Source organism: Agromyces solani (assembly GCF_058349925.1).
This window is the reverse complement of sequence record NZ_JBYRER010000001.1, coordinates 545,244-569,696: the sequence shown is the minus strand read 5'-3', so window position 1 is coordinate 569,696 and position 24,453 is coordinate 545,244. Positions and strand designations below refer to the sequence as shown.

The following is a 24,453-nucleotide window of genomic DNA, read 5'->3' as shown; positions in this document are numbered from 1 at the left end:
TCGATATGGAGGAGCGAATGTCCGTCATCGCCGACACCCGCCTCAGCCGGAGCGACCAGGCCGGCATGTTCCTGACCATCGCCATCGCCGCCGTCGCGATCGTCGTCACCGCATGGCAGGCGGTCGCGCGCCTCATCGAGGTGCTTCCCGGCCGCCACGTCCCCGTCCTCGTTCCGTTCATCGGCGAGGCTGCGACGCTGCCCATCGGACCGGACGGCGCACCCGTCGAGGTCGACGTCGAACAGGCGATCGTGACGGTGCCGCAGCCGGCCTCCGCGACGCAGTTCGCCCTGGTCGCGGAGCCGATCGTCGTCGCGCTCGCCGTGATCGCCGGAATCGTGCTGCTCGCCCTGCTCTGCTGGAACCTCACGAGGGGGCGGGCCTTCACCCGGGCGAACACCCGCATCATCTGGTGGGGCTCCGCGGCGATCACCGCGGGCTGGGTGCTCGGCTCGCTCTTCCAGACCATGTCGGTGAACGGAGCCCTCTCGGCCGTGAGCGAGTACACGTACGAGGGCATCACGTTCGCGATCAGCTGGGTGCCGTTCTTCGCGGTGCTCGTGCTCGCGGTCGTGGGCGCCGCGTTCCAGGTCGGCGAGCGCCTCCAGCGCGAGGCCGAAGGACTCGTCTGATGGCACCGGCCGAGCCCGACGACACCTCCGACGTGCACTGCCGGCTCGACGAACTGCTCGAGGCCCGCGGCATGACGCTCACGCGGCTCAGCGAACTCGTCGGCGTCTCGCTCGTGAACCTCAGCGTGCTGAAGAACGATCGCGCGAGGGCCATCCGGTTCTCGACCCTGCAGGCCATCTGCGAGGCGCTCGAGTGCGAGGTCGGCGAACTCCTCGTGGTGCGCCGACGCTGAACGCCGAAGGGCCGCCGGTCCGAACTCGACCGGCGGCCCTTCCTGCGTGGTGCGCTACGCGCCCAGCTGACGGCGACGGCGCAGCATCAGCAGCACCCCGCCCGCTCCGGCGAGCATCAGGCCCGCCCAGAGTGCACTGAGCGTCGCACCGGTGGGCGGCATGGGCGGAGCCGGCGGCACCTTGACCGGTGCGCAGGCCTCGGCATCGTCGGTGCCGCTCCAGCTGGTCAGTTGCGCGGTGTTCAGCAGGCCGGTCCCGGTCTCACCCGATCCGAGCGTGCAGTCGGCCTGCGCAGAGGTGATCGCCGACCCGACGCGCACCGTGACCGTCACGCGGTACTCGTGCTCCCCGAGCGCCGGGATCGCGACGTCGGTCCCGACGACCTGGTCGGTGAGGCCGTTCCAGCCCTCGTTGACCGCGATCCCGTCGAGCGAGACGACCTCCGAGGTGAGCACGGTGATGTTGCCGCCGTACTTCAGTTCGTCGGAGAGGTCGTAGAGCTCCTCGATGTTCGAGCTGCTCGTCGCCGTCAGCAGGTAGTCGATCGACCACGTGCCGTCGCCGTGGTCGACGACGCTGCCGTCCTCCACCACCTTCTCGAGCACGACCGGGCCGCGCTCGGCATTGGTGAACGTGCAGGTGACGACCATTCCGGGCTCGAGCGCGACCACCGTCTGCAGCTCGGCCAGGTCGACCTCGCCGCAGTCGATGTCGGTCAGCGCCCAGCCCTCGAGCGCCGCCTCGACGATCGTGAACTCACCCGCCGGCAGCCAGCCCGAATCCCAGGGCTGGTCCTCCTCGTCGGTGGCGTCGTTGAGCGTGAACTCCACGCCCGCCTCGCCACCGGCGAACACGAACTCGAAGCCCTGGTCGGACTCGTCGGGCACGGTCTCCTTGTCGACGAGCACCTTGACGCGCTGCGTGTTCGTGTAGGTGCACTCGACCGTCTCACCCGGGTCGAGGTCGATCGTCGCGAAGAGATGGGCCTCGTCGGTCGTCGTTCCCTGATCGGGGTCGAGGCAGACGAGGTTCGTCGTGTCGTAGCCCTCGATCGGCAGCTCGGTGACGGTGTACTCGCCGCCGACGATCTGGGTGAACGTCGCGGTGCCCTCGCCCTCCTCGGTCTCGATCGCGAACTCCGACGGCTCGGGCAGCCAGGTGCCCGTGTAGTCGAAGGTCGCGTCATCGAGGCCGACGACGACCTTGTGGATGATGATCGTGCCCTTCTTCTCGTTCGTGATCTCGCACGAGATCGAGTCGCCCGGCTGGATCGTGAAGTCGCTCGTGTCGAGCGACTCCTCGCTCTCGTCGGCGTGGGTCACGGTGCAGTTCAGCTCGCCGGCGATCCAGTCGCCGCCCGGGTCGACCTCGCTGAGCGAGAAGCGCGAACCCGGCACGAGGTTCTCGAAGGTCGCGACGCCGGTGCCGTTCTCCGTGTCGACGGACGAGACGATCGCATCGCCGACCGGTTCGCCGTCCTCGTCGAGCGGCTGCAGCGCGAACTCGAAGGTGCCGTCTCCGCCGACCGTCGACTTCGTCACGTCGATGTCGACCGGGAGGGCGCGGTTCGTGACCGTGCACGTGATCGAGACGCCGACGTCGGCGATGAACTCGAAGCCCGGCTCGTCGCCGTTGAGGTCGTCGAGTGCGGATTCTCCGACCCAGCAGGCGATGTCGCCCTGGACCCAGCCGGCCACGACCTCTTCCGTGATCGTGTAGTGCGCACCGGGCACCAGCTCGTTCCAGCTCACCGAGTCGTCACCGGGTCCGGTGCCCTCAGCGGTCTGGGTGGCATCCTGCCCGGCCGGAACCGGGTCGATCGTGAAGTCGAACGCCCAGTCGAAGTCGTCGGAGACCCCGCTCGTCGTCTTCGTCACCGTCACGTCGCCGGGCTCGGCGGTGTTGGTCACCGCGCACTCGACCACGAGGCCGGGCGTGACCTCGAACTGGAAGCCCGGGTCATCCGACAGGTCTTCGAGCTCGCCCGCGTTGCAGACGATCTCTCCGATGGTCCAGCCGTCGGGCACGTCCTGCTCGATCAGGGTGTAGGTCGACCCGACCTCCAGGTCGGACCAGGTGACCGTCGCACTGTCGGGAAGGTCGGAGTTGTCGACCGACTGCACGTCGGGGTCGCCGTCGGGCTCCTCGATGAGCGCGAAGTCGAAGCTCCACTCGTAGGCCGGGTCGACGCCCTCGACCGACTTCGTGAGCGACACCTCGCCGGGCTCGGCCCGGTTCGTGACCGCGCAGTCGATCGACACCCCGACCTCGGCCACGAACTCGAAGCCGGGCTCCTCACCGTTCAGGTCGGTCAGCGTCTGCCCGTCGGCCGAGCACGTGATCGCGCCCTGCGCCCACCCGCCGACGACCTCTTCGGTCACGGTGTAGTGGGTTCCCGGGACGAGCTGGTTCCAGCTCACGGTGTCGGAGCCCTCACCCTCGCCCGACGCGGTCTGCGTGGCGGACTGCCCGGCGGGCACCGGGTCGATCGTGAAGTCGAACTCCCAGTCGAACCCGTCGGCGACGTTGCTGACCGTCTTGGTCACGTCGACGTCGGCAGGCGAGGCCGTGTTCTCGACCGTGCAGTCGAGCACGAGACCGGGCGTGACCTCGAACTGGAAGCCCGGGTCGCCCGACAGGTCTTCGAGCTCGAGCTCGCCCGCGGTGCAGACGATCGCGCCGACGTCCCAGCCGTCGGGCACGTCCTGCTCGATCAGCGTGTAGGTCGACCCGACCTCCGGGTCGGACCAGGTGACCGTCGCACTGTCGGGAAGGTCGGAGTTGTCGACCGACTGCACGTCGGGGTCGCCGTCGGGCTCCTCGATGAGCGCGAAGTCGAAGCTCCACTCGTAGGCGGGATCGACACCGGTCACCGACTTCGTCAGCGACACCTCGCCCGACTGCGCCGTGTTCTCGAAGACGCAGCTCACGACCTGGCCGGGCTGGAGCGTGATGGTGGTCGTCGCCCCGTCCCGCTCACCGCAGTCGATGCTCGTGAGGCTCCAGTGCTCCGGAACCGTCTCGGTCACCGTGTAGGTGCCGGCGACGATGTAGCCGGACGTCCACGGGTCGGCCTCGTCGTCGGTGGCGTCGTTCAGCGTGAACGGCGTCTGGAACTCTCCGTTGCCGAAGACGAACGCGAAGTCCTGGTCGTACTCGTCGGGCACGGTCTCCTTGTCGACGAGCAGCTTCGCCCGCTGCGTGTTCGTGAACGTGCACTCCACGGTCTCGCCCGGATCGAGCTGGATCGTGGCTTCGAGGTCGTCGACCGTCGTCGGTTCGCCGTTCTCGTCGCTGTCGGTGCAGATCAGGTCCGTGGTGTCGTACCCCTCGAGGTCGTCCTCGGTGAGGGTGTACTCGCCCGGCGTGACGTTCTCGAACGGCTCGTGCGATCCGATGCCGTTCTCGGTCGTGATCTCGAACTCGTCATCGGGCGTCAGCCAGCTGCCGTGGTACGTGAAGGTGGCGTCGTCCTCACCGACCACCGACTTGTGCACGATGATCCGACCGTCCTGGCGGTTCGTGAACGTGCACTCGGTGGTCTGGCCGGCGACGGTCGTCACCGTGACGGAGGTGCCGACTTCTTCACCCGCGGTGGAGCAGGTGATGTCGACGAGGTCCCAGTCGGCGGCGAGCGTCTCGGAGATCTCGACCTCGGTGCCCGGCGCGTACTGGAACGTCGCGCTCTGCCCGTCGGTGAGGGTGTAGCCGTCCTGGCCGGTGGTCTCGAACGGGAACTCGACCGCGGAACCGTCGGGCTGCGTCTGCTTCGTCACCTCGACGAAGGACGTCGCGTTCGTGAAGGTGCAGTTCACCGTCTCGCCCGCGACCGTCGCGATCGTGGTCGTGCGCTGTGCCAGGTCCTCCGCAGTGGGCTCGACCTCCTGGCCGTCGACGGTGCAGACGATGTCGGCGAGGGTCCACTTCGAGTCCGGTGCCTCGGTGATCGTGACCTCGGTGCCCGGTGCGAACTGCATCGCGGGCGACGTCTCGCCGTCGCTCAGCGAGTCGATCGGGTCGCCGTCGACCGTGAAGGCGAAGTCGCCCTCGGTGCCGGCCGGGTTCGTGATCTTCGACACGTCGAGGAACGAGGTCGCATTGGTGATCACGCACGACGTCGTCGTCGCCGTCTCGACGGGGAACGTGTCGGTCGGTCCGTCGAGCACGATCGGCTCGCCGTCGCCGACGGTGCAGACGATCGAGTGCTGCGTCCACGGGGCGCCGCCCGGGATCGACTCGGTGAGCGTGAAGTCGGTGCCCGGGTCGACGTCGGTGAAGCTGTCCGTCTCGTCGATGAGGAGGTCGCCGCTCGCGTCGTAGTCCGCGCTGTCGACGGTGTACCCGAAGAGCGTCGGGTCGTCGGTCGCGAGGTCGTTCAGCGACTTCTTCGTCACCTCGAGCGCACCGCACGTCGACGGCGGGGTGACGCTGAGGGGGTCGACGTAGCCCTTGAGGTTGCCGTTCCCGCTGCCACCGGTGATCGAACGCATGTAGACCGTGGCGAGGTCGGTGATCGGCGGGCAGCCCGGGGCGACGTCGGCCAGTTCGGTGAGGTCGAAGCCGATCTCGAAGAAGTCGCCTTCCTCGCCGTCGATCGTGGTGGTGCCGACGGCGCTCGCGAAACCGGTCGTGTCGGTCGTGCACCCCGGATCCGAGTTCACGTCATCGGGGTAGGTTGCCTGGTCGTCGTATTCGCAGAGCTGGCCCAGCACGGGGTCGGCGCCGCCGTTCATGTTGACGTAGGCCACGACACCGCCGTTGGTGCGGATCGGCTGCGGCGAACCGTCGTCGCCGACGTTGACGCCGGCGAACGAGAGGTCGATCGCGTACTTGGCCGTGCCGCTGTCGCCGGTGCGCTCCCACGCCACGTACAGGTAGTAGTGCCCGTCGGCGCCGACCTGCGCGTACGTGTACACGGTCGCGAAGTCGGACTTGTCGGGGGTGTCGCCCGCCGACGTCCAACCGGACGGGGGGTCGACGTCCTTCGACGAGGCGCTGTACGTGCCACCCTGCGTGGTGCTCTCGAAGTCGACGTTGTCCCAGTCGAGCCCGCCGTCGGGTGGACAGTTGACCGGTTTGTCGCCGTCGATCTCGAAGCCGCCGAGGTCGCAGTCGGGTGCGGCTGCCGCCGGTGAGGCGAGGACGATCGGGCTGAGAAGCGCGGCCAGGAGTGCGGAAATGGCGACGACAGCGCCGCCGCTCTTGCGTGAGAACACGGCTCAGGTTCCTTACGTGTCGGGTCCGCCGCCCTCGGGATAGGCAACGGCACGTACCCCGCACGTTAGTCCTGAGGTTCCGTCACGGATATCGCCCAAAACGGGGGGCAAATCGACACGTCGTCAGGAAATTCGGGGCGCCTGAGCACCGCCCCGCATCCGCCGCGTCGTCCGGGAGGCGGGGCGCCTGGGCGCGACCCCGCGGACGATGCGTCGTTCGGTCGTCGCGGGGTACCTGAGCATCACCCCGCTGGCGACCCGTCGGCTACTTGATCGGAACCGTGATCTCGGTGTCCTGGACCTCGACGACGAGCGGCTCGGTCGTCGTCACCTCCATCGGCGTCCAGAACACCGTGGTGTGCGGCACGAGGTCCATCGTGCAGACCTGGTTCGCGGGGTACTCCTTCAGCTCGATCGCGACGCGGTTGCCCTCGCCGGCCTCGTCGACGACGCTGATGTGCTCGCCGACCGGCGGGCAGGTCGAGCTGCCCCAGAGGGTGACCGAGATCTGCCCGCCCTCGCCGACCCAAGCGGCCTGCGGGGTGCCGTCGCCGCCCTCGGCCTCACCCTCGTGGCCCTCGGCCTCACCCTCGTGGTCGGAGACCGGCGCGCCCGAGTAGTTCTCGGCGGGGGTCTCCGGCGGCGCGCACGCGGCGAGCAGGAACACGGAAGCGAGTGCCGCGGCAGCGAGGCCGGCACGACGAAGACGCACGGAGGTAGCCATGCCGCATATGCTACCGGTCGCACCGCCCGCGGATGAGCCGGCCGAGCCGCGTCGTCCTGCGGATTAGGCTGGCGGCATGAGCAATCTCGAGAAGGATCCGCTCGAACTGCTCTGCCCTCCCGAGGGGCGGCAGGGCCCGGCGGTGCAGGTGCTCGCTCCGCGCGACGTGCCGCTCGGCGGCCCCCGCGCGATGAACGTGCGCCGCACGCTGCCCCAGCGGGGGCGCACGACGATCGGCGCCTGGTGCTTCGCCGATCATTACGGCCCCGACGACGTCGCCGTCTCCGGCGGCATGGTCGTTCCGCCGCACCCGCACACGGGCCTCCAGACGGTGAGCTGGCTCTTCGAGGGCGAGATCGAGCATCGCGACTCGACCGGAAGCCGTGAGCTCGTGCGCCCCGGCCAGGTGAACCTCATGACCGCCGGACGGGGCGTCTCGCACTCCGAGGTGTCGACGCCCGAGACGTCGCGACTGCACGGCGTGCAGCTCTGGGTCGCGCTGCCCGAGGCGTCGCGGCACGCCGCACCGTTCTTCGAGCACGCCGACGTCGAGGCGCACGAGGTCGACGACGCGATCGTCCGCGTCTTCGCCGGCTCACTCCCGGGCATCGGCGACGATGCCGGCGTGACCCTCTTCAGCCCGCTGGTCGGGGCGCAGATCGACGTGCCCGCGGGCGGCGAGGCCTGGATCGAGCTCGACCCGGCCTTCGAGCACGGGGTGCTCGTCGACGCCGGCCCGGTGCACGTGACGATCGCCCCGACCGACGACGAGATCGACGACTCGCCGGCCGACGCCGACGGGCTCACCGTCGCCGGCCACTCCGCCGCGCTCGAGTGGAGCGAGCTCGGCTACCTGCCGGTCGGCCACGAGGGGGTGCGCCTCCGCGCCGACCACGGCCCCGTGCGCGTCGTGCTGCTCGGCGGGGTGCCGTTCGGCGAGGAGCTCGTCATGTGGTGGAACTTCATCGGCCGCGACCACGACGAGGTCGTCGAGTACCGCCGCCAGTGGCAGGCCGAGGTGATCGGCCGCGACAACCCCGACGGGCGCTTCGGGCACGTCGACTACGACGGGGCTCCCCTTCCGGCGCCCGAGCTTCCGACGGTGCGGTTGAAGCCGCGCGGCTGACCCGGACCGCGGGTTCGTCGAACGCGACGGCGGCGCCGGCCCGAGGGCCGACGCCGCCGCGCGATCACGTCGTGGCGACCACCCCTACGGGGCGGGCACCTCCGCGCCCTCGGCGCCGACCCAGAAGAGCCCGCGCGCGAGGTTCGAGTACGCCCCGACGGGGTGGGTGCGGAAGTTCGGCGACGTGCCGATCATGAGCACCCGGTTGCCCGCTTCGGACTCGGCGGAGACGACCGACGCCTGCCCCGCGGCATCCGCCTGGGAGCGGCCGCCGCTCGCCGCCCAGTGGCCCGAGACGAACGGGTCCTCGGCGTCGTAGCGCTGCTCCACCTCGGCGTTGTCGCCGAGGCCCGAGTACCAGACCGCCGGGTAGACGAACGCCGTGTCCTGCGCGTACGTGCCGAACAGCCCCTCGGCCTCGTCGACGACCGAGACGATGCCGTTCGACCCGGAGGTGCCCTGGGTGGCCGTCGACGTGACGAGGCCGAAGGCGTTCGCGAAGCCCGCGATCGCGGTGCCCTTGCCCGCGACGCCCTTGCCGCTCGCGAGGTACGCCGCGACCTCGTCGCGCCCGGCGGCCTGCGCCGGCGTGAACGAGAGGTTCGCCCCGATCCACAGCACGTCGACGTCGTCGAGCTGCACCTGCCCGCTCGTGAGGTTCGCGCTCGTGACCTGCACGAGGTCGTCGAACCCGAGCTGGCCCAGCGAGACCCGCTCGTCCTGCGTTCCCGAGTAGGCGACGGTGAGCTCGTCGAGCCCGCGGCTCGGCTCCTCGTCGAGGCGCGAGCCGTCGGAGGCGGTGAAGCTCACGCCGTAGTCGTCGACGACGGCCTCGGCGGCGGCGTACGACGCGTCGTCCGGCCCGAGGATCACCGAGCCGTCCTCGAACGCCGACACCGCGACATCCGCCTCGAGCAGGGCGTTGATCGCCTGGTACTCGGCGACGCCGCTCGTGGCGAGCTCGAGGTATCCGCCCGGCTCGGGCAGGCTGCCCGACCGGTCGGCGGCGTCGACGGGCTCGAGCTCGACGTCGAGCGCCGGGTCGGTCGTCGAGCCGACGGCCTCGACGTCGGCACCCCAGAGGAGGGCGAGGCTCCAGGCCGAGATGTCGTACATGTCGGGGACGCGCTCGGAGATGTCGGTGCCGTCGGCGAGCAGCACGTTCGCCATCCCGCGCAGCGGCTGGTGCAGGTCGACGACGTACGAACCCTCGGCGTACTCGGCGCCGTCGGCCGTGAAGTCGGACTCGGCCCGGTCGACCTCGACGCCGTTCGCGATGAGGTGGTCGACGAGGCGGGCGGCGTCGGTGGCCGAGCGCTGCGTCTCGTCGACGGGGATGACGTACGCGCGCGGGAAGTCGGCCTGGTAGACGTCGGTCTCGTCCCAGATCTCCGCCCACTGGTTCGGCTCGGGCACGCTCGCCGGGTCGATGTCCGCCGGGATGCCGACGAGCGGCTCGCCCGCGGTGCCCCGACGGAAGATCTCGATCTGGTTGTCGAGCAGCGCCTGCTTGTTCTCGTCGAGGTAGCCGACCGCCGAGTCGAGCACGACTCCGGCGACCTCGATGTTCACCTTCGAGTTGGCCTGGTTCGTCTCCTGGTTGTTGGTGCGGCCGAGCGGCAGCTCGACCGTGTTCGTGACGGCACCCTGGTACGCGAGGTACTGCGGGGTGAAGATCGGGGGCCAGTCGTCCCAGCCCGCGCGGACGTCGCGGTAGGGGATCTTGATCTTCCCGGTGTTCTCGGTCGTCGCGCTGCCGTCGGCGGCGAGGTACGTGTTGCCCGGGATGTCGGCGTCGACGACGGCCTCCTCGATCGCGAGCGCGGCCGCGTAGGCGTGCGGCAGGAAGAGGTCGTACTCGTAGTTCTCACCGTGGGGCGGACCGCACGGCTCGACCTGGAGCACGCTCGTGTACCCGTGCAGGTCGAGGTAGAACGTCGGCTGGATGACGCCGGCGAGGTCGCGGATGACGCGCGACTCGGGGGTCACGCTCGTGATCATGTCGCGGTTCGCGTCGAAGCCCTGCGCCGTCGCGCGCTGGCCGAGCGCACGGCCGTCGGGGTTGTTCGTCACGGTGAAGTAGAACCGGTAGTCCTGCAGGAGGTCGCGCACCTCGGGCCACGGCGCCGTGGCCAGGTGCTCGATGTAGTTCAGCACCCCGTCGGTGCCCTCCCATTCGTTGCCGTGGATGTTCGCGTTGATCCAGATCGGCACCTTGTACTGGTTCATGAGCGGCTTGTTCTTCGCCGCCGCCTCGGGGTCGGCCTTGATCTGCTCGCGCCACTGCGCCTGCTTGGCCGTCTGCGCCGCCGTCTCCTTGGCGGTGAGGGTCACGAGGTGGATGTCGCGGCCGAGTGTCGACTGCCCGACGACCTGCGCCGAGATGCGATCGCTCTGGGACATGAGCTCGTTGAGGAAGGGCGCGATCTCGTCGTACGGCGTGACCCCGCGCGCGATCGATGCGTCGGTCGGGTCGTCGGGCACCGTCGGCAGCACCGGCTGCGACGGGTAGCTCGAGGGCGGCTGGACGAGGCTCGAGACCGGGGTGACGATGGAATCGGCGGGCGCTTCGCTCGCGCCCGCCGGGGCGGCGCCGACGACGAGCGACGCCGCGGCGAGGGCCGCGACGCTCGTGCCGGCGATCAATCGTGGGAACGACATGGTGCTCCGTTTCTGCGGTGATCGGAAGCCGCGTCCTCGCAGTCGGCGCTGGTCGGCTCCGATGCCAGGGACGCGAGCGATCCACGTGTGGCGGAATCGCGCGTTGTGCGGCGGTCGGACTCAGCCTGACACGCGAACGGGGGACATTTCAGCCCCGATCCATTGCGTCTGCATCAATGATCTTGCAACTTTGTCGAACAAAACGGGATGCTTCGGCGTCGGCGCCGCTCCGGGGCATCCCGCCCGCCGACCGGCTACTGCAGGGCGGACGTGAGCCTCGCGAGGTTGTCGAGCACGGTCGAGCGCAGCGGCTGCTTCAGCCATTCGTCGAGCGTCAGCTCACGACTGTCGTGCCGGTAGCCGTCTTCGACCGCGCGCATCTCGCGCACGAACGACGCGCCGCGCACGAGCAGCGACACCTCCATGTTGAGCTCGAACGACCGGATGTCCATGTTGCTCGACCCGATCACCGCGACGTCGTCGTCGATCGTGAAGTGCTTCGCGTGCAGGATGTAGGGCGCCTTGTACATGTAGATCTTGACGCCCGCGCGCAGCAGCGCCTCGTAGTACGAGCGCTGCGCGTGGTAGACGAGCGCCTGGTCGCCGATCTCGGACACGAAGAGCTCGACGTGGACCCCGCGCTGCGTGGCCCCGCTGATCGCGTACAGCATCGACTCGTCGGGCACGAAGTAGGGGCTCGTGATGATGAGCTTCTCCTTCGCCGCGTAGAGCAGCGCGAGGAAGAGCTTGAGGTTGTTCTCGCTGCGGAACCCGGGACCGCTCGGCACGACCTGGCAGTCGAGGTCCTGCGCCTCGCCGGGCTGCTCGAGCGCATCGGTGAGGTCGCGGGCCGGCTCCTCCCCCGTCTCGAGGTACCAGTCGGTCGCGAAGATCGCGTCGAGGCCCGCGACGATCGGGCCCTCCACCCGGGTCACGAGCTCCTTCCACTGGAGGCCCCGGCGGCGGTTGGCCCGCTTGTTGTAGCTGCGGTCGATGATGTTCTGCGATCCCATGAACCCGACGTCGCCGTCGACGACGAGGATCTTGCGGTGGTTGCGCAGGTCGGGCCGCTGGTACCTGCCCTTGAGCGGCTGCACCGGCAGCATGAGCTGCCAGCGCACGCCCATGCGGTCGAGGCGCTTGAGCGTCTTGCGATAGCCCGCGACGCGGGCCGAGGCGATGTGGTCGAGCAGCACCTTCACGTCGACGCCGCGCGCGACGGCCTCTCCGAGGGCGTCGAAGAACGGCGCGGTCGTCGCGTCGAGGGCGAAGATGTAGAACTCGACGTGCACGAAGCGCCGTGCGCCGCGGACCGCCGCGGTCATCGCGTCGAGCGAGCCCTGGTAGTCGCCGATGAGACCGGCACTGTTCTGCCCGATGAGCGGCATGGAGCCGAGGTTGCGGTTGAGCCGCACGACCCCCTCGAACCAGCTCGGCCACGCGCGCGAGTCGCTCACCCGCTCGACGCCGTGGGTCGACTCGCGGATGTAGCGGTCGACCTCGGCCTGCTTCTCGCGACGGTGCTTCGGCAGCTTCGGGTTGCCGATGAGCACGAAGAACAGCACCCCGAGGAAGGGGACGAAGAAGATGGCGAGCAGCCACGCCATGCCCGCGGTCGGTCGGCGGTTGCGAGGAACGACGATGACGGCGATGACGCGTACGACGAGGTCGAGGAGCAGGACGAAAGCGGCGACGACGAGCGTCACCTGCTCCGTCGTGGTCGTCATGCCCGGTTAGCCGGCGTGCTTCTCTCGGGCCAGCTTGGCGCGCTCCTCGGCTTCGATGCGCGCGTACGCCTTGCGCTCGTTGCGGTCGGCACGGATCACCGCGCGCATCACGAACCAGAAGATGAGGCCGATCAGCACGGTCGGCGCGAGCGACCAGATCGCGTTCGCCCAGAAGTCGTTCATAGTGCGTACAGGATATCCGGCTTCCCTGCGAGTTCCACCGCAGCGGCCCGGACGCCGGTGTTCACCGGACCCGGCGCTCGCCCGCGCGGACGGGCACGGACCACCGGTTGCCGGGCACGGGCATCACGCAGACGTAGTGGTCGGAGAACGCGCACGGCGGCAGCGAAGCACGATTGAAGTCCACGACGACCGCCCCGTCGGCGGACGCGGGGAATCGGATGAACCGGAACGCGTGGCTCTCGCGCCCGGCCGTCGCGTCGGCGAATGCGGCGGAGTACCAGCCGTCGTCCTCCTGCACCGTCAGCGAGAACGCCCCGCCCTCCCACTCGAGGTCGACGACCGCGTCGAACGCCGACGGAGCGGCGTGGCCGTCGACCGACCTCGTCTCCGCGGTCGTCGCGACCCGGCGCACGCGCCCGGTCAGGCGTGCCCGCTCCGAGAACGCGAATCGTTCGATCGACGAGATCCCCCTCGCGGCCGGTGCGCCGGGATCGAGGACGCGCAGCGCGATCGAGCCGTCGCGCTCGAAGGCCCGCAGGAGGACCCCCGCCGTCGCGGTCTCCTGTCCCGGGGCGAGCCGCACGCCGTCGTCGCCGATCACGGCGCCGCCGCTCGCGCGCCAACGGCCGGGCAGCCCCTCGAGTTCGGCCGGCTCGGAGGTGAGCCAATGCGTCGCGGCGAGCGTCGCGATGCCCCACTCGCCCCACACGCGGGCGTCTCGCTCCTCGATCCACTGCTCGTGCGCTGCGCGCAGGTCCATTACGGGCTCCGTTTCGGTCTCGGACGTCACATGACGTTCGTATGCATATTGTTACGCCATCGAAACCTAGAGATCTATAGTCTCTGCCTATGGAGGATGCAGGACTCATCGAGATCGACGCCCTGACCCGGGTGCTCGACGTCCATTCGCTGCGGATCCTGGTGGCGATCGACCGGACCGGCTCGATCAGCGCGGCCGCCCGCGCGCTCGGCTTCAGCCAGCCGACCATCACCCAGCACGTGCAGCGCCTGGAGTCGCGCCTCGGCACGCCGCTCGTCGCCCGCACCGCCCGCTCGGCGAGCCTCACCGCGATCGGCCAACTGCTCGCCGCCCATGCGCCGCGCATCGACGCGAGCCTGACCGCGGCCGCCACCGAACTCGCGCGCGCGCTCGGCCATCGGGTCGGCACCGTGCGCATCGCGGCCCACGCCGAGGCCGTCGTCGGCACCATCGCCCCGGCACTCGCCCGCATCGCCGCCGACATCCCGGGGATCGAGGTGCGCTTCGTCGAAGCCGACACCGACGAGGCGCTCGAGCTCGTGCGGTCCGGGCGCGTCGACGTCGCCGTGACGACGGGCGTCTCCGGCGAGCGCGGGCAGCGCCTTCGCCGCGACGGCCTGCGGTCGACCTTCCTCTACGCCGAGGAACTCATCGCCGCCCTGCCGTTCGACGAGACGCCCGCGCCGGGGGCCCGGGTCGAGGCATCCGCGATCGCCCACCTGCCGTGGATCTTCGGGGAGGGCACGCGCTCGGGCGTCGTGGCCGAGGCGGTGGGCCGCGCGAGCGGGCCCGGCGACCTCGAGGTCAGCCGGCCCGACGCCGCGCTCGCGCTCGTCGCCGGGGGATTCGGCGCGACCTTCCTGCCCGAGAGCGCCTTCGCGACGGCCCCGCCCGCCGGAGTCCGCGCACTCGGCCTGAGTCCGGCGCTCAGCCTCCGTACCGTCGCCGTCACGCTCGCCGAGGCGAGCGAGATCCCCGCCGTCGCGGCGAGCCTGCGCATGCTCGCCGCGCGTCGTCCGAGCGGCTACGAGGTGGAGGCCCTCGCCGAAGCCCGTCGCCGCGCGAACGGACACCGCGCACGATTCGCACGCCCCATCGCCCTCGCACCACTCCCGATATCGCAAGAGGAGGACTCCCCCATGTCCGCATCATCCCGTTCCCGCATCGCGCGGGCGGGCGCCGCAGCGGCCGGTGTGCTGCTGCTCGCCGCCTGCACGAGCTCCCCGGCCGAATCGAGTACCGGCACCGACACCGGCGAGGAGATCGAGCACATCAGCGTCGCCCTGCCGGGCTCGCTCTCGAACCTCTACGTCGGCCAGGAGGCCGGCATCCTGAACTACTACATCGCCTCGATCGCGCAGGAGGGCCTCGTCTCGGTCGACGCCCAGGGTCGCGTGCAGCCGGGCCTCGCCGAATCGTGGGAGCAGACCGACGACGTCACCTACGTCTACGAGCTCCGCGACGACGCCGAGTTCCAGGACGGCACGCCGGTCACCGCCGACGACGTCGTGTTCAGCCTCGAGCAGGCCCGCGACGAGACGACCTCGCCGGGGCTCGCGTACTACCTCGCGGGCGTCGACACCATCGAGAAGACCGACGAGCACGAGGTGACGATCACGCTCACCGCGCCCGACGCCGCGTTCGCCGCGAACATGAGCTCGGGCGGCGCCGCCTTCGTCACCTCGCAGGCCTTCTGGGAGGAGCACGGCGGCAAGGTCGGCACGGCCGACGCTCTGCTGCTCGGCACCGGGCCGTACCAGGTGACGGAGTTCGTCCCCGACTCGCACGTGCAGTTCGAACGGGTCGACACCTGGTGGGGCGAGCTCCCCAAGGTCAAGTCCATCACCGTCGAGTTCATCCCCGACGAGTCGACGAGGCTGCTCGCGGCGCAATCGGGCGACGTCGACGTCGCCTTCAACGTGCCGCTCGCACAGGCGACGCAGTGGGAGCAGCTGCAGACCATGCGCGTCGAGTACGTCAACGACCTCTCGTACGTCGGGCTCTACTTCAACACGTCGCTGCCGCCGTTCGACGACCCCAAGGTGCGCGAGGCCTTCGCGCACGCCGTCGACCGCGACGCCGTCGTCGACAAGCTGCTGCGCGGCCACGGCGAGGCCGCGACCGCGATCATGACGCCCGAGTCGCTCGGCAAGGCGTACGACGGCGACGAGGCGCGCGAAGTGCTCGCCGGCATCCCGCAGTACGACTTCGACCTGGACGCCGCGAAGGCGGCGCTCGCCGCCTCCGAGCACCCCGACGGGTTCGAGGCGGAACTCCTCACGCCGTCGACCGGCCCGCAGCTCGGCACCGCCGCCCAGTCGCTCGCGGAGAACCTCTCGGAGATCGGCATCACGCTCAACGTGCGCGAGGTGCCCATCGAGGAATGGCTCGCGAGCCTCGATGCCTCCTCGAGCTACGGCGTCGGCATGATGTGGTACTTCTCGACCCTCGGCGACCCCGCCGAGGTGCCGAGCTACCTGCTCGGAGCCGGCAACCCCGCGGCCTACTCCAACCCCGAGATCGACGAGCTGCTCGCGCAGGCGGGGGCCGAGTCCGACCCCGTCGCCCGGGTCGACCTGCTCGTGCAGGCCGAGACGCTGCAGGCCGAGGACGTCGTGAACGTGCCGCTCTGGTGGGGCCAGTCGGCGACCGCCTTCGCGAACGACCTCGGGTTCGACGACTACAGCTCGTTCGCCTTCATCTCGTCGTGGCCGACCCAGCTCTACCGCACCGCGCCGTGACCGAGTCCGCCCCCATCGCCCGCGCACCGCGACTCCGGCCCATCGGCCGGATGCTCGCGGTGCGCGTGCTGGGCACGGCGGCGATCCTGTTCATCCTCTCGATCGTCGTGTTCTCGATGCTCCACCTGGCTCCCGGAGACCTCGTCAAGACGCTGCTCGGCACGCGCCCGGCCTCGCCCGAGGCCGTCGCCGCGATCCGCGAGCAGTACCACCTCGACGACCCGCTGCCCGTGCAGTACCTGCGCTGGCTCGGCGGCGTGCTGACCGGCGATCTCGGGCAGTCGATCCGGCTGCAGACCTCGGTCGCCGACGCGATCGGATCTCGGCTGGGGCTCACCCTCGCGCTGTGCGGGCTCGCGTTCGGAATCGCCCTCGCCGTCGGCATCCCGCTCGGCGTGCAGAGCGCCGTACGCGCGGGCGGCGTGGTCGACCGCGCGGGCACCGCGCTCGGCGTCATCGGGCTGAGCGCGCCCACCTTCGCCGTCGGGCTCCTCCTGCTCTACGTCTTCGCGTACTACCTGCCGATCTTCCCGGTGTACGGCGGCGGGCGCGGACCGCTCGACACGCTCTACCACCTCGTGCTGCCGGCGGTCACGCTCGCGGCGGGCCTCGGCGCCATCGTGCTGAAGCTCACCCGCACCGCGATGCTGCGCGAGCTCGACGCCGACTACGTCACGTCCGCCCGCGCCCGGGGCATCCCCGAGTCGCGCACCCGTCGGCTCGCGCTGCGCAACGCGGCCATCCCCATCGTCACCGGTGCCAGCCTGCTGCTCACCTTCCTCGTCGGGGGCACGGTGCTCGCCGAGACGACGTACGCGCTTCCGGGGCTCGGCACCCTGCTGCAGGACTCGGTGCTCTTCAAGGACCTCGCCGTCGTGCAGGCCCTCACGCTGCTCGTCGCACTCGTGATCGCGGTGATCGCGCTGCTCGCCGACCTCGCCTACCTGATGCTCGATCCGCGCGTCCGCGCGCAGGGAGGTGCCGCATGACCGCCTCGCTCGGCACCGTCGGCGTCGACTTCCGCTCCCGCCGACGCGTCCCCGCCACCGTCGTGGCCTGCCTCGTGCTGCTCGCCGTCGTGCTGCTCGCCGTGGTGTTCGGCCCGCTGCTCTTCCCCGACGCGACGAAGCAGGACATCCTCTCGAGCCTCATGCCCGCCGGCTCCCCCGGGCACCCCCTCGGCACCGACGAGCTGGGCCGAGACATCCTCGCCCTCACGGTCGCCGGCGCAGCATCGGCGCTCGTCGGCCCCGTGTGCGTCGCGGTCGGCTCGATGCTGCTCGGCATCCTGCTCGGCACCCTCGCCGGGTACGAGCGGGGACCGCTCGACTTCGCGATCAGCCGGTGGACCGACCTGCTGCTCGCCCTGCCGGTGCTGTTGGCCGCGATCGTCGTCTCCGGCGTCTTCGGCGGCGGCTACTGGACGACCGTGGCGCTCCTCATCCTGCTCTTCTCGCCGTCCGACATCCGCATCGTCCGGGCGGGCGTGCTCGAGCAGGCGGCGCGCCCCTACATCGAGGCGGCGCAGATGCTCTCGCTCTCGCGCTGGCGGGTGATGTTCCGGCACATCCTGCCGAACGTCTCCTCGCTCGTCATCACGAACGCGATGCTCAACGTCGCGTTCGCCCTCGTCGCGTTCTCGTCGCTGTCCTTCCTCGGCGTCGGCGTGCCGCCCGGCACCGCCGACTGGGGCCGCCAGCTCACCGACAGCAGGGCGATCATGTTCGACAACCCCGCGGCGGTCATCGTGCCGGCGCTGCTCATCATCGCGGTCGCGTGCGCCGTCAACCTCGTCGGCGACTGGCTCGGCCAGCGGATGACGCGGTCGGGAGGCCTCGCATGACCGGCATCGACGTCGCGATCGACGGGATCGCCGGGCCCGCAGGGCCGATGGTCGAGGCGCTCGCCTTCGCGATCGAGCCGGGCGCCTCGCTCGCGCTCATCGGCGAGTCGGGCTCCGGCAAGACGCTCACGGCGAAGAGCCTCGTCGGCCTCCTGCCGGCCGGGTTCGCCGCCAGGGGCCGGTTGCGGGTCGACGGTCGCGAGCACCCGCTCGAGGCGACGGATGCCTCGTGGCGACGCGTGCGCGGTCGCGAGGTGTCCCTTCTGCTGCAGGACCCGTTCACGAGCCTCTCGCCGGTTCACCGCTGCGGGCCGCAGATCGCCTGGACTCTCGAGGCGAAGGCCGGGCGGCGGCTGTCGAAGCGCGAGCTCGACGAGGCCGTCGCGGCGCGCCTCGCCGAGGTCAACCTGCCGGCCCGGGTGGCGCGCGCGTACCCGCACGAGTTGTCGGGCGGCATGCGGCAGCGGGTCGCGATCGCCGCGGCGATCGCCTCCGACCCGCGCCTGCTCATCGCCGACGAGCCGACGACGGCGCTCGACGCCTCCAACCAGGCCGAGATCCTCGACCTGCTCCGCGAGCTGCAGCACGAACGCGGGATGGCGATGCTGCTCATCTCGCACGACCTCGGGCTCGTCCGCGGCCGCACCGACGAGGTGCTGGTCATGCGGCACGGCGAGGTGGTCGAGCGCGGTGCCACCGCGAGGGTGCTCTCGGCGCCCGAGCATGCGTACACGCGCGCACTCATCGCCGCCGACCCCGCCCTCTCCCTCGAAGCCGCCGACGCCGAGGCCGGCGAGTCCGCGTCCCGCCTCGAGCACGACGTGATCGCGGAGCCGCGAGGTCGCGCACCGCTCGTCGTCGCCTCGGGGGTCGTCAAGCGCTTCGGGCTGCGCACGGTGCTCGACGGCGTCGATCTCTCGATCGTCCCCGGACAGATCGCCGGCGTCGTCGGCGAATCCGGTTCGGGCAAGTCGACCCTCGCCCGCTGCATCGCCGGACTCGAGCGCGAGGACGGCGGGACGATCGCCTTCGACGGACACCCGCTCGCACCCGGCCGCCGGTCGCGCACACCCGGGCAGATGCAGATCGTGTTCCAGGACCCGTACTCGTCGCTCAACCCGATGATGACGATCGGGGCGATCCTCCGGGAGGCCCTCGCGGTCGGCGGGCGTCGACCCGACGAGGTCCCGGCGCTGCTCGAGCTCGTCGGCCTGCCGGCCGACGCGGCGGTGAAGCGACCGGTGCAGCTCTCGGGCGGCCAGCGTCAGCGCGTGGCGATCGCGCGCGCCCTGGCGCCGCGGCCGCGACTCGTCATCTGCGACGAGTCGGTCTCGGCGCTCGACGTGCAGGTGCAGGCGCAGATCCTCGACCTGCTCGGGCGCCTGCGCGACGAGCTCGACATCTCGATCCTCTTCATCTCCCACGACCTCGCCGTCGTGCGCCGTATCGCCGACACCGTCACGGTCGTCTGGCAGGGGCGGGTCGTCGAACACGGCACCTGCGCGCAAGTGCTCGACGACCCCGCCGAGGAGTACACGAAGCTCTTGGTCGCGGCGGCGCACCGCGACAGCACAGGAAGGACCACCGTCGCATGACGACCACCGCCGACACCCTGCTCGACGACGACCTGCGTTCGGCGCTCGGCGCCGAACGCGCTGCCCGCTGGGCGACGCCGCGGGCGCCGTACTCGCCCCGCGTCGACCTCGCGCACCGCGACGGGTTGCCGGTCGCGGCGGCGCTCACCTCGCGACGAGGGGCGACCGCCGCGGTGAAGATCGTCGACGTCTGGTGGCGCACCGAGGCGGATGTCGCGACCGCGGCGGCCCTCGTCGACGAGATCGTGGCCCGAGCGGAGGCCGCGGGCGACGCGGCGGTGAAGTGGGAGGTGCCGTTCGGACGGGATCTCCCCGGGTTCGCGTCGGAGCGCGGCTTCACGCCCCTCGCCCCGCCCCACCCGTCGGCACCGGGCACCCTGGGGTCGCGCGGCTACGTGCGCTGGCTGGTCGACCTGCCGCACGACGAGGCGCCGTACTACGCGCAGACGACGCTCTACACGTGCGGTGCGGTGAGCGGGCTCCTCGCGGCGGAGGCCGTCGGAGCGGCCGGCTTCGGCGGCTCGGGAGAGGTCTCGGCGGACGACGCGCAGCGCTCGGAGCCGCTGCCCTCGGTCGACGACCGCGATCTGGAGCTCGCGTTCTGGCGACGGGCGAGCAACTTCCCGGCGATCGAACCGGTCGGGCTCGGCGTCGTCATGCGGGAGCATCTTCCCGCTGATCGCACGGTCGAGGTCCACCTCGACCACGACGGCCCGGTGCTCATCGAGGCCTACGCCGGATTCGAACGCGACTTCAGGGCCGAGCTGCAGGCCGAGTCGCTGCGCCAGGGCGAGGCGGTCGGGCTCATCGTGCACCGCACGCGCGTCGGCGTCGACGAGATCGCCCGCCGCGTCGCCGACGGCGACCTCGCCCTCCTGCTGATCGACGAGGCGCCGATGCACGGCGAGACCGGCCCGCATTGGGTGCTCGCGCATGCCGCGGGCCATGGCGTGGTCGTGATCGAGGATCCATGGATCAGCTCCGACGAGGGCGAGACGTGGGTCGATTCGCACGAGCTGCCCATCGCGCACGCCGACCTCGACCGCATGGTCGCCTGGGGCGCCGCCGGCTATCGCGGCGTCGTCTTCGTCGGGCGGAGCTGACGCCGGACGGCATCCCGCGGCACGCGAAACGGGCGTCGGCATGAAGCCGACGCCCGTTTCACGGTTCCGGCGGGGTGGGGGCCGTGGCTCGCCCCACCCCGCCCGAGTCCGCTACTCGGCGTTCGTCAGTCGACGACGACGGAGCAGCATGAACACGACCAGCGCTCCACCCACGGCGAGCAGGCCGACCGCGACGGGAATCGCGGCGAGGCTGGCGCCGGTCGAGGGCAGCGGCGGACGGAGCGTGTTCGTGATCTCGCAGGCGATCGAGTCACCGGCATCGACCAGGAAGTCGGCCGAGTCGATCTCGAGGGCTTCGCCGCCGACCGGGGTGACCGTGCAGCTCAGGCTGCCGGCCTCCCAGCCGCTCGGGACGTTGGTCTCCGCGATCGCGTAGCGCGTGCCGGGGAGGACGTCGTCGAACGAGACCTCGCCGACGCCGTCGACCGTCGTGACCTCGGCCGTGACCGGGTCGCCGCCGTTCTTGGGCGTGAGCGTGAACTCGAACGTGCCGTCGCCGCCTTCAGCCGACTTCGTCACGGTGATCGAACCGGGAACCGCCTCGTTGTCGACCGTGCAGGCCACCACGAGTCCCGGAACCGCGAGGAACTGGAATCCGGCGGTCTCGAGGTCGAGGTCGTCGAGCGGGCCACCCTCGGGGACGTCGGCGACACAGGTGATCTCGCCGCTGACCCAGCCGGGAACCTCGGTCTCCACGATCGAGTACTCGGTACCGGGAAGGAGCTCGTTCCAGCCGACGACCGGCGACTCGTTCGTCGCGGTCTGCGTGCCGTCCTGCTCACCGGGAACCGGGCTGATCGTGAAGTCGAACGCCCAGGCCGCGCCGTCGGCGTAGCCGCTCACGGTCTTCTCGACGGTGACCTCGGCCGGCGTCGCCGTGTTGACGACCGAGCACTCGAGCTCGAGGCCGGGCGTCACGACGAACTGGAAGCCGTCCTCTTCGGTGTCGGCGTCTTCGAGGCCGGTGCAGACGATGTCGTCGGCGGTCCAGCCGAAGGGCAGGTCGGCCTCGATGAGCGTGTAGGTCTCACCGACGGCGAGCCCGTCCCAGGTGGCGACGGCGCTCTCGGGGAGTGCGCTGTTGTCGACCGTCTGGACGTCGGGGGTGCCCTCGGCGCTGCCGCCCTGGTAGAGCTCGAAGTCGAACGACCACGGGTAGCCGTCCGCCACGCCTTCGGCCGACTTGGTCAGCGTCAGCGAGCCGGGCGCCGCGGTGTTCACGAACGTGCAGGTGACGACCTGGCCGGCGGCGAGTTCGATGGTCGTGCCATCACCCTCGACCGTGCCGCAGTCGATGCTCGTCAGGTCCCAGTTGGCCGGAACGGTCTCGTCGACCGTGTAGGTGCCGGGAACGATGAGCCCCGAGCTCCACGGGTCGTCCTCGACATCGGAGGAGTCGTTCAGGGGGAACGGCTCACCCCCGTCGAAGCTGAACTCGAAGTCCTGGTCGTAGTCGGCCGGGATCGTGTCCTTGTCGACGAGGATCATGCCGCGCTCGGTGTTCGTGTACGTGCACTCGACGGTCTCGCCGGCCGCCAGCTCGATCGCGGCGCTCCAGTTCTCGAGGTCGGTCGTCGTGTCGTCACTCGGGTCCTCGCAGATGAGGTTCGTCGTGTCGAACGGCAGCTCCTGCGGCTCCGTCACGTCGTACGACCCGGGGATGAGGTCCGAGAAGGTCTCGGTGCCCATGCCGGTCTCGGCGTCCGTCGTGATGGTGAAGTCGCCCAGCGTCTCGCTCGTGAACGGGAACTCGGCCTCCTGGGCCGGGTCGACGAGCTTGTTCACGATGATCGTGCCGAGCTGCTGGTTGTTGAACACGCACTCGATGACCTCGCCGGCGACCGTGGTCACCGCGACCGAAGCCGTACCGGGCGTGCCGATCGGCTGGCCGTCGAGGGTGCAGCTCGCGTTCAGGAAGCGCCAGCCCTCGGGGACGACCTCGGAGACCGTGTCGGCCGACTCGGGGATCGTGTAGTACGTCTCCGACTCGCCGTCGACGAGCGAGGTCCAGTCGACGCCGTCGACCTGGAACTGGAACGGCTGCGTCGAACCGTCGGGGTCGGTCTGCTTGGTGACCGTGACGCCCGAGCTCTGGTTCGTGATCACGCACGTCGTGATCGTGGCCTCCTCGACCGTGAAGGTCTGGTCGCCCGTGATCGTGACGGGGTCCTCGTCGCCCGTGGTGCAGACGATGTCGCGGAGCTCCCACGGGGCGGGCGGGGTCGACTCGGAGATCGAGTACTCGCCGGGCGAGACCTCGGCGTCGGTGTCGGTCTCGCCGATCTTGATCGTGCCGTCGAGCGAGAGCTCCTCCTCACCCGTGACCTCGTACGCGAAGTCGGGGTTGGTGGGCTGGAGGTCGTTGTACGCCTCCTTCTTGACGACGATCATGCCGCAGGTCGACGGCGGCGTGACCTCGAGCGGCGCGACCCAGCCCTTCAGGTTGCCCTGCGAGGAGTTGCCGGTGATGGACCGCATGTACACGGTCGCGGCGTCCTCGGTCGCGGGGCAGCCGGGCTCGATGCCGGCGAGCTCCGTGAGGTCGAAGCCGACCTCGAAGAAGTCGCCGTCGGGGCCGGTGCCGACATCGCTCGCGAAGCCGCTCGTGCTGGTCGTGCAGTCGGCGCCGCCGTCGAAGATGTCGTCGGGGTAGCCGGCGAGGTTGTCGTACGTGCAGAGCTGCCCGAGCGAGGGCGGCGTGCTGCCCTGCGTGTTGATGTACGACACGATGCCGCCGTCGTCGCGCACGGGCTGCGGTGCGCCGTCCTCACCGACGCGGTCCTCGGCGAACGTCAGCTCGATCGCGTACTGGCCGGTTCCGCTGTCGTGCTCGCGGTCCCATCCGACGTAGAGGTAGTAGTGGCCGTCAGCGCCGACCTTCGCGTAGGTGTAGACCGTCGTGAAGGTGGTCTTACCCGGCGTCTCGCCCGCGTTGTCCCAGCCGGCGGGATCGCTGATGTCCTTGTTGGACGCCGAGTAGGTGCCGACCGTATCGGTCGTCGCATATTCGACGTTGTCCCAGTCTTCGATGCCCGGCGGACAGTTGACGGGAAGGTCGCCGTCGATCTCGAACCCACCCAGGTCGCAGTCCTCTGCCGCATATGCGGGAGCGGCGAAGGCGACGGGCGAGAAGAGGCCGACGACGAGCGCGCTGATTGCGAGCAGCGCAGATCGCTTTGAAGCCACGGTGAATACCCCTTATGTGTTCGGATTCGCGGGCAGGCGTGCCCACGGCCACATACGGGAGAAGGTACCCGCGCGGTCCAACCGCGACAACGCACAAGAACCCTGAAAATATGCCTCTCATCAGGCATTGAATACCCGAGGTCCGCCATATGGGGGACAGTGGTCCCCACAAATGAGGACAATCCCTCGATCGAAGCCCGCCGATCGGGGGACATTTCCCCGTTGCGGAATCGTTATAAAGGGGATTTCCGCCGTTTTCGACCCGCCGAAAACACCGCCGAGCGCACCCCCCAATACGCGGGCCACAGGCAGGATTGCGCCGCGGTCGGGCGCACGACGCCCGCAAACGTCACGAACCCGCGCAGCGGTCATGGGCACGACCGCGCAGCGGTCACGGGCACGACCGCACAGCGGTCACGAACCCGACCGCGCAGCGGTCACGAATCCGCTGCGCAGCCGTCACGGACACGACCGCACGGCGGTCAAGGTCGAGACCTCACCGCCCGCACCTCCGCCGCCGAGCGGAGGCGGCTCAGCCGTTCGTGAGGAGCCCCCACACGCCCGAGCCCACGAGATAGAGCCCGACCGCGGCGACGACCACCCAGATCACGATTCGCGCCGTCGACGGCGGCTCGCGGTCGGGCTTCCGGTCGTTCGATCGGTCGTTCATGCGAGGCATCCGTTCACTGTGGGCGTCGGCG

16 protein-coding genes are annotated in these 24,453 nt (G+C 70.3%); 8 read left to right on the top strand and 8 right to left on the bottom strand.

From position 1 onward, the window contains the following. Window positions 1-17: 17 nt before the first annotated feature. Together AC3RJ7_RS02635 and AC3RJ7_RS02630 are read left to right on the top strand one after the other, a co-directional pair. Complete coding sequence (locus AC3RJ7_RS02635) at window positions 18-632, top strand: hypothetical protein (protein ID WP_491454298.1); 615 nt, start codon at window positions 18-20, stop codon at window positions 630-632. Further along, on the top strand, window positions 632-865 hold the full coding sequence (locus tag AC3RJ7_RS02630; protein ID WP_491454297.1) for a helix-turn-helix domain-containing protein: 234 nt from the start codon (window positions 632-634) through the stop codon (window positions 863-865). Before AC3RJ7_RS02635 ends, AC3RJ7_RS02630 begins: the two co-directional genes overlap by 1 nt. A 54-nt stretch (window positions 866-919) precedes the next feature. On the opposite strand, the gene AC3RJ7_RS02625 is transcribed toward AC3RJ7_RS02630, so the two are convergent. Further along, window positions 920-6,082, bottom strand: a complete 5,163-nt coding sequence (locus AC3RJ7_RS02625; protein ID WP_491454296.1) for a prealbumin-like fold domain-containing protein — start codon at window positions 6,080-6,082, stop codon at window positions 920-922. Window positions 6,083-6,347: 265 nt separating this feature from the next. Further along, window positions 6,348-6,806, bottom strand: a complete 459-nt coding sequence (locus tag AC3RJ7_RS02620; RefSeq protein ID WP_491454295.1) for a hypothetical protein — start codon at window positions 6,804-6,806, stop codon at window positions 6,348-6,350. Window positions 6,807-6,882: 76 nt separating this feature from the next. On the opposite strand from AC3RJ7_RS02620, the gene AC3RJ7_RS02615 reads away from it, so the two are divergent. After that, on the top strand, window positions 6,883-7,932 hold the full coding sequence (locus AC3RJ7_RS02615; protein ID WP_491454294.1) for a pirin family protein: 1,050 nt from the start codon (window positions 6,883-6,885) through the stop codon (window positions 7,930-7,932). Between the two features lie 84 nt (window positions 7,933-8,016). Here the strand turns inward: AC3RJ7_RS02615 and AC3RJ7_RS02610 are convergent, their stop codons facing one another. The 4 genes from AC3RJ7_RS02610 to AC3RJ7_RS02595 all read right to left on the bottom strand — a co-directional run bounded on the left by AC3RJ7_RS02610 (window position 8,017) and on the right by AC3RJ7_RS02595 (window position 13,263). Continuing rightward, window positions 8,017-10,593 carry a M14 family zinc carboxypeptidase gene (locus AC3RJ7_RS02610; protein WP_491454293.1) on the bottom strand — a complete coding sequence of 859 codons (2,577 nt, stop codon included), beginning with the start codon at window positions 10,591-10,593 and terminating at the stop codon, window positions 8,017-8,019. A gap of 254 nt (window positions 10,594-10,847) precedes the next feature. Continuing rightward, the gene (gene cls / locus AC3RJ7_RS02605) at window positions 10,848-12,320 is read right to left on the bottom strand and encodes a cardiolipin synthase (protein ID WP_491454292.1); all 1,473 of its coding nucleotides are present in this window, start codon (window positions 12,318-12,320) and stop codon (window positions 10,848-10,850) included. Window positions 12,321-12,326: 6 nt separating this feature from the next. Then, window positions 12,327-12,503, bottom strand: a complete 177-nt coding sequence (locus AC3RJ7_RS02600) for a hypothetical protein (RefSeq protein ID WP_491454291.1) — start codon at window positions 12,501-12,503, stop codon at window positions 12,327-12,329. Window positions 12,504-12,564: 61 nt separating this feature from the next. Further along, on the bottom strand, window positions 12,565-13,263 hold the full coding sequence (locus AC3RJ7_RS02595; protein ID WP_491454290.1) for a DUF1684 domain-containing protein: 699 nt from the start codon (window positions 13,261-13,263) through the stop codon (window positions 12,565-12,567). Window positions 13,264-13,352: 89 nt separating this feature from the next. Here AC3RJ7_RS02595 and AC3RJ7_RS02590 point away from each other — a divergent pair, with 89 nt between their 5' ends. The 5 genes from AC3RJ7_RS02590 to AC3RJ7_RS02570 are packed head-to-tail and all read left to right on the top strand — an operon-like array spanning window position 13,353 to window position 20,545. After that, complete coding sequence (locus AC3RJ7_RS02590; protein ID WP_491454289.1) at window positions 13,353-16,004, top strand: ABC transporter substrate-binding protein; 2,652 nt, start codon at window positions 13,353-13,355, stop codon at window positions 16,002-16,004. Further along, complete coding sequence (locus AC3RJ7_RS02585; RefSeq protein ID WP_491454288.1) at window positions 16,001-16,993, top strand: ABC transporter permease; 993 nt, start codon at window positions 16,001-16,003, stop codon at window positions 16,991-16,993. Before AC3RJ7_RS02590 ends, AC3RJ7_RS02585 begins: the two co-directional genes overlap by 4 nt. After that, a complete protein-coding gene (locus AC3RJ7_RS02580; RefSeq protein WP_491454287.1) occupies window positions 16,990-17,847 on the top strand; it encodes an ABC transporter permease in 858 nt (285 codons plus the stop codon). The genes AC3RJ7_RS02585 and AC3RJ7_RS02580 overlap by 4 nt, the downstream gene beginning before the upstream one ends. Next, window positions 17,844-19,442, top strand: coding sequence for an ATP-binding cassette domain-containing protein (locus AC3RJ7_RS02575; RefSeq protein WP_491454286.1), 1,599 nt, complete (start codon window positions 17,844-17,846; stop codon window positions 19,440-19,442). The genes AC3RJ7_RS02580 and AC3RJ7_RS02575 overlap by 4 nt, the downstream gene beginning before the upstream one ends. Then, window positions 19,439-20,545, top strand: a complete 1,107-nt coding sequence (locus AC3RJ7_RS02570; protein WP_491454285.1) for a peptidase C39 family protein — start codon at window positions 19,439-19,441, stop codon at window positions 20,543-20,545. The genes AC3RJ7_RS02575 and AC3RJ7_RS02570 overlap by 4 nt, the downstream gene beginning before the upstream one ends. Before the next feature lie 111 nt (window positions 20,546-20,656). Here AC3RJ7_RS02570 and AC3RJ7_RS02565 read toward each other — a convergent pair whose 3' ends face one another. Both AC3RJ7_RS02565 and AC3RJ7_RS02560 read right to left on the bottom strand, forming a co-directional pair. Then, on the bottom strand, window positions 20,657-23,752 hold the full coding sequence (locus AC3RJ7_RS02565) for a prealbumin-like fold domain-containing protein (protein WP_491454284.1): 3,096 nt from the start codon (window positions 23,750-23,752) through the stop codon (window positions 20,657-20,659). 532 nt (window positions 23,753-24,284) lie between these two features. Continuing rightward, the gene (locus tag AC3RJ7_RS02560) at window positions 24,285-24,422 is read right to left on the bottom strand and encodes a hypothetical protein (RefSeq protein ID WP_491454283.1); all 138 of its coding nucleotides are present in this window, start codon (window positions 24,420-24,422) and stop codon (window positions 24,285-24,287) included. Window positions 24,423-24,453 lie beyond the last annotated feature (31 nt).

Coding starts and splice junctions, on each gene's coding strand:
- AC3RJ7_RS02615 (WP_491454294.1), top strand. CDS start 6,883: ATGAGCAATCTCGAGAAGGATCCGCTCGAACTGCTCTGCCCTCCCGAG.
- AC3RJ7_RS02590 (WP_491454289.1), top strand. CDS start 13,353: ATGGAGGATGCAGGACTCATCGAGATCGACGCCCTGACCCGGGTGCTC.
- AC3RJ7_RS02575 (WP_491454286.1), top strand. CDS start 17,844: ATGACCGGCATCGACGTCGCGATCGACGGGATCGCCGGGCCCGCAGGG.
- AC3RJ7_RS02610 (WP_491454293.1), bottom strand. CDS start 10,593: ATGTCGTTCCCACGATTGATCGCCGGCACGAGCGTCGCGGCCCTCGCC.
- AC3RJ7_RS02595 (WP_491454290.1), bottom strand. CDS start 13,263: ATGGACCTGCGCGCAGCGCACGAGCAGTGGATCGAGGAGCGAGACGCC.
- AC3RJ7_RS02600 (WP_491454291.1), bottom strand. CDS start 12,503: ATGAACGACTTCTGGGCGAACGCGATCTGGTCGCTCGCGCCGACCGTG.
- AC3RJ7_RS02620 (WP_491454295.1), bottom strand. CDS start 6,806: ATGGCTACCTCCGTGCGTCTTCGTCGTGCCGGCCTCGCTGCCGCGGCA.
- AC3RJ7_RS02570 (WP_491454285.1), top strand. CDS start 19,439: ATGACGACCACCGCCGACACCCTGCTCGACGACGACCTGCGTTCGGCG.
- AC3RJ7_RS02630 (WP_491454297.1), top strand. CDS start 632: ATGGCACCGGCCGAGCCCGACGACACCTCCGACGTGCACTGCCGGCTC.
- cls (WP_491454292.1), bottom strand. CDS start 12,320: ATGACGACCACGACGGAGCAGGTGACGCTCGTCGTCGCCGCTTTCGTC.
- AC3RJ7_RS02635 (WP_491454298.1), top strand. CDS start 18: ATGTCCGTCATCGCCGACACCCGCCTCAGCCGGAGCGACCAGGCCGGC.
- AC3RJ7_RS02560 (WP_491454283.1), bottom strand. CDS start 24,422: ATGAACGACCGATCGAACGACCGGAAGCCCGACCGCGAGCCGCCGTCG.
- AC3RJ7_RS02580 (WP_491454287.1), top strand. CDS start 16,990: ATGACCGCCTCGCTCGGCACCGTCGGCGTCGACTTCCGCTCCCGCCGA.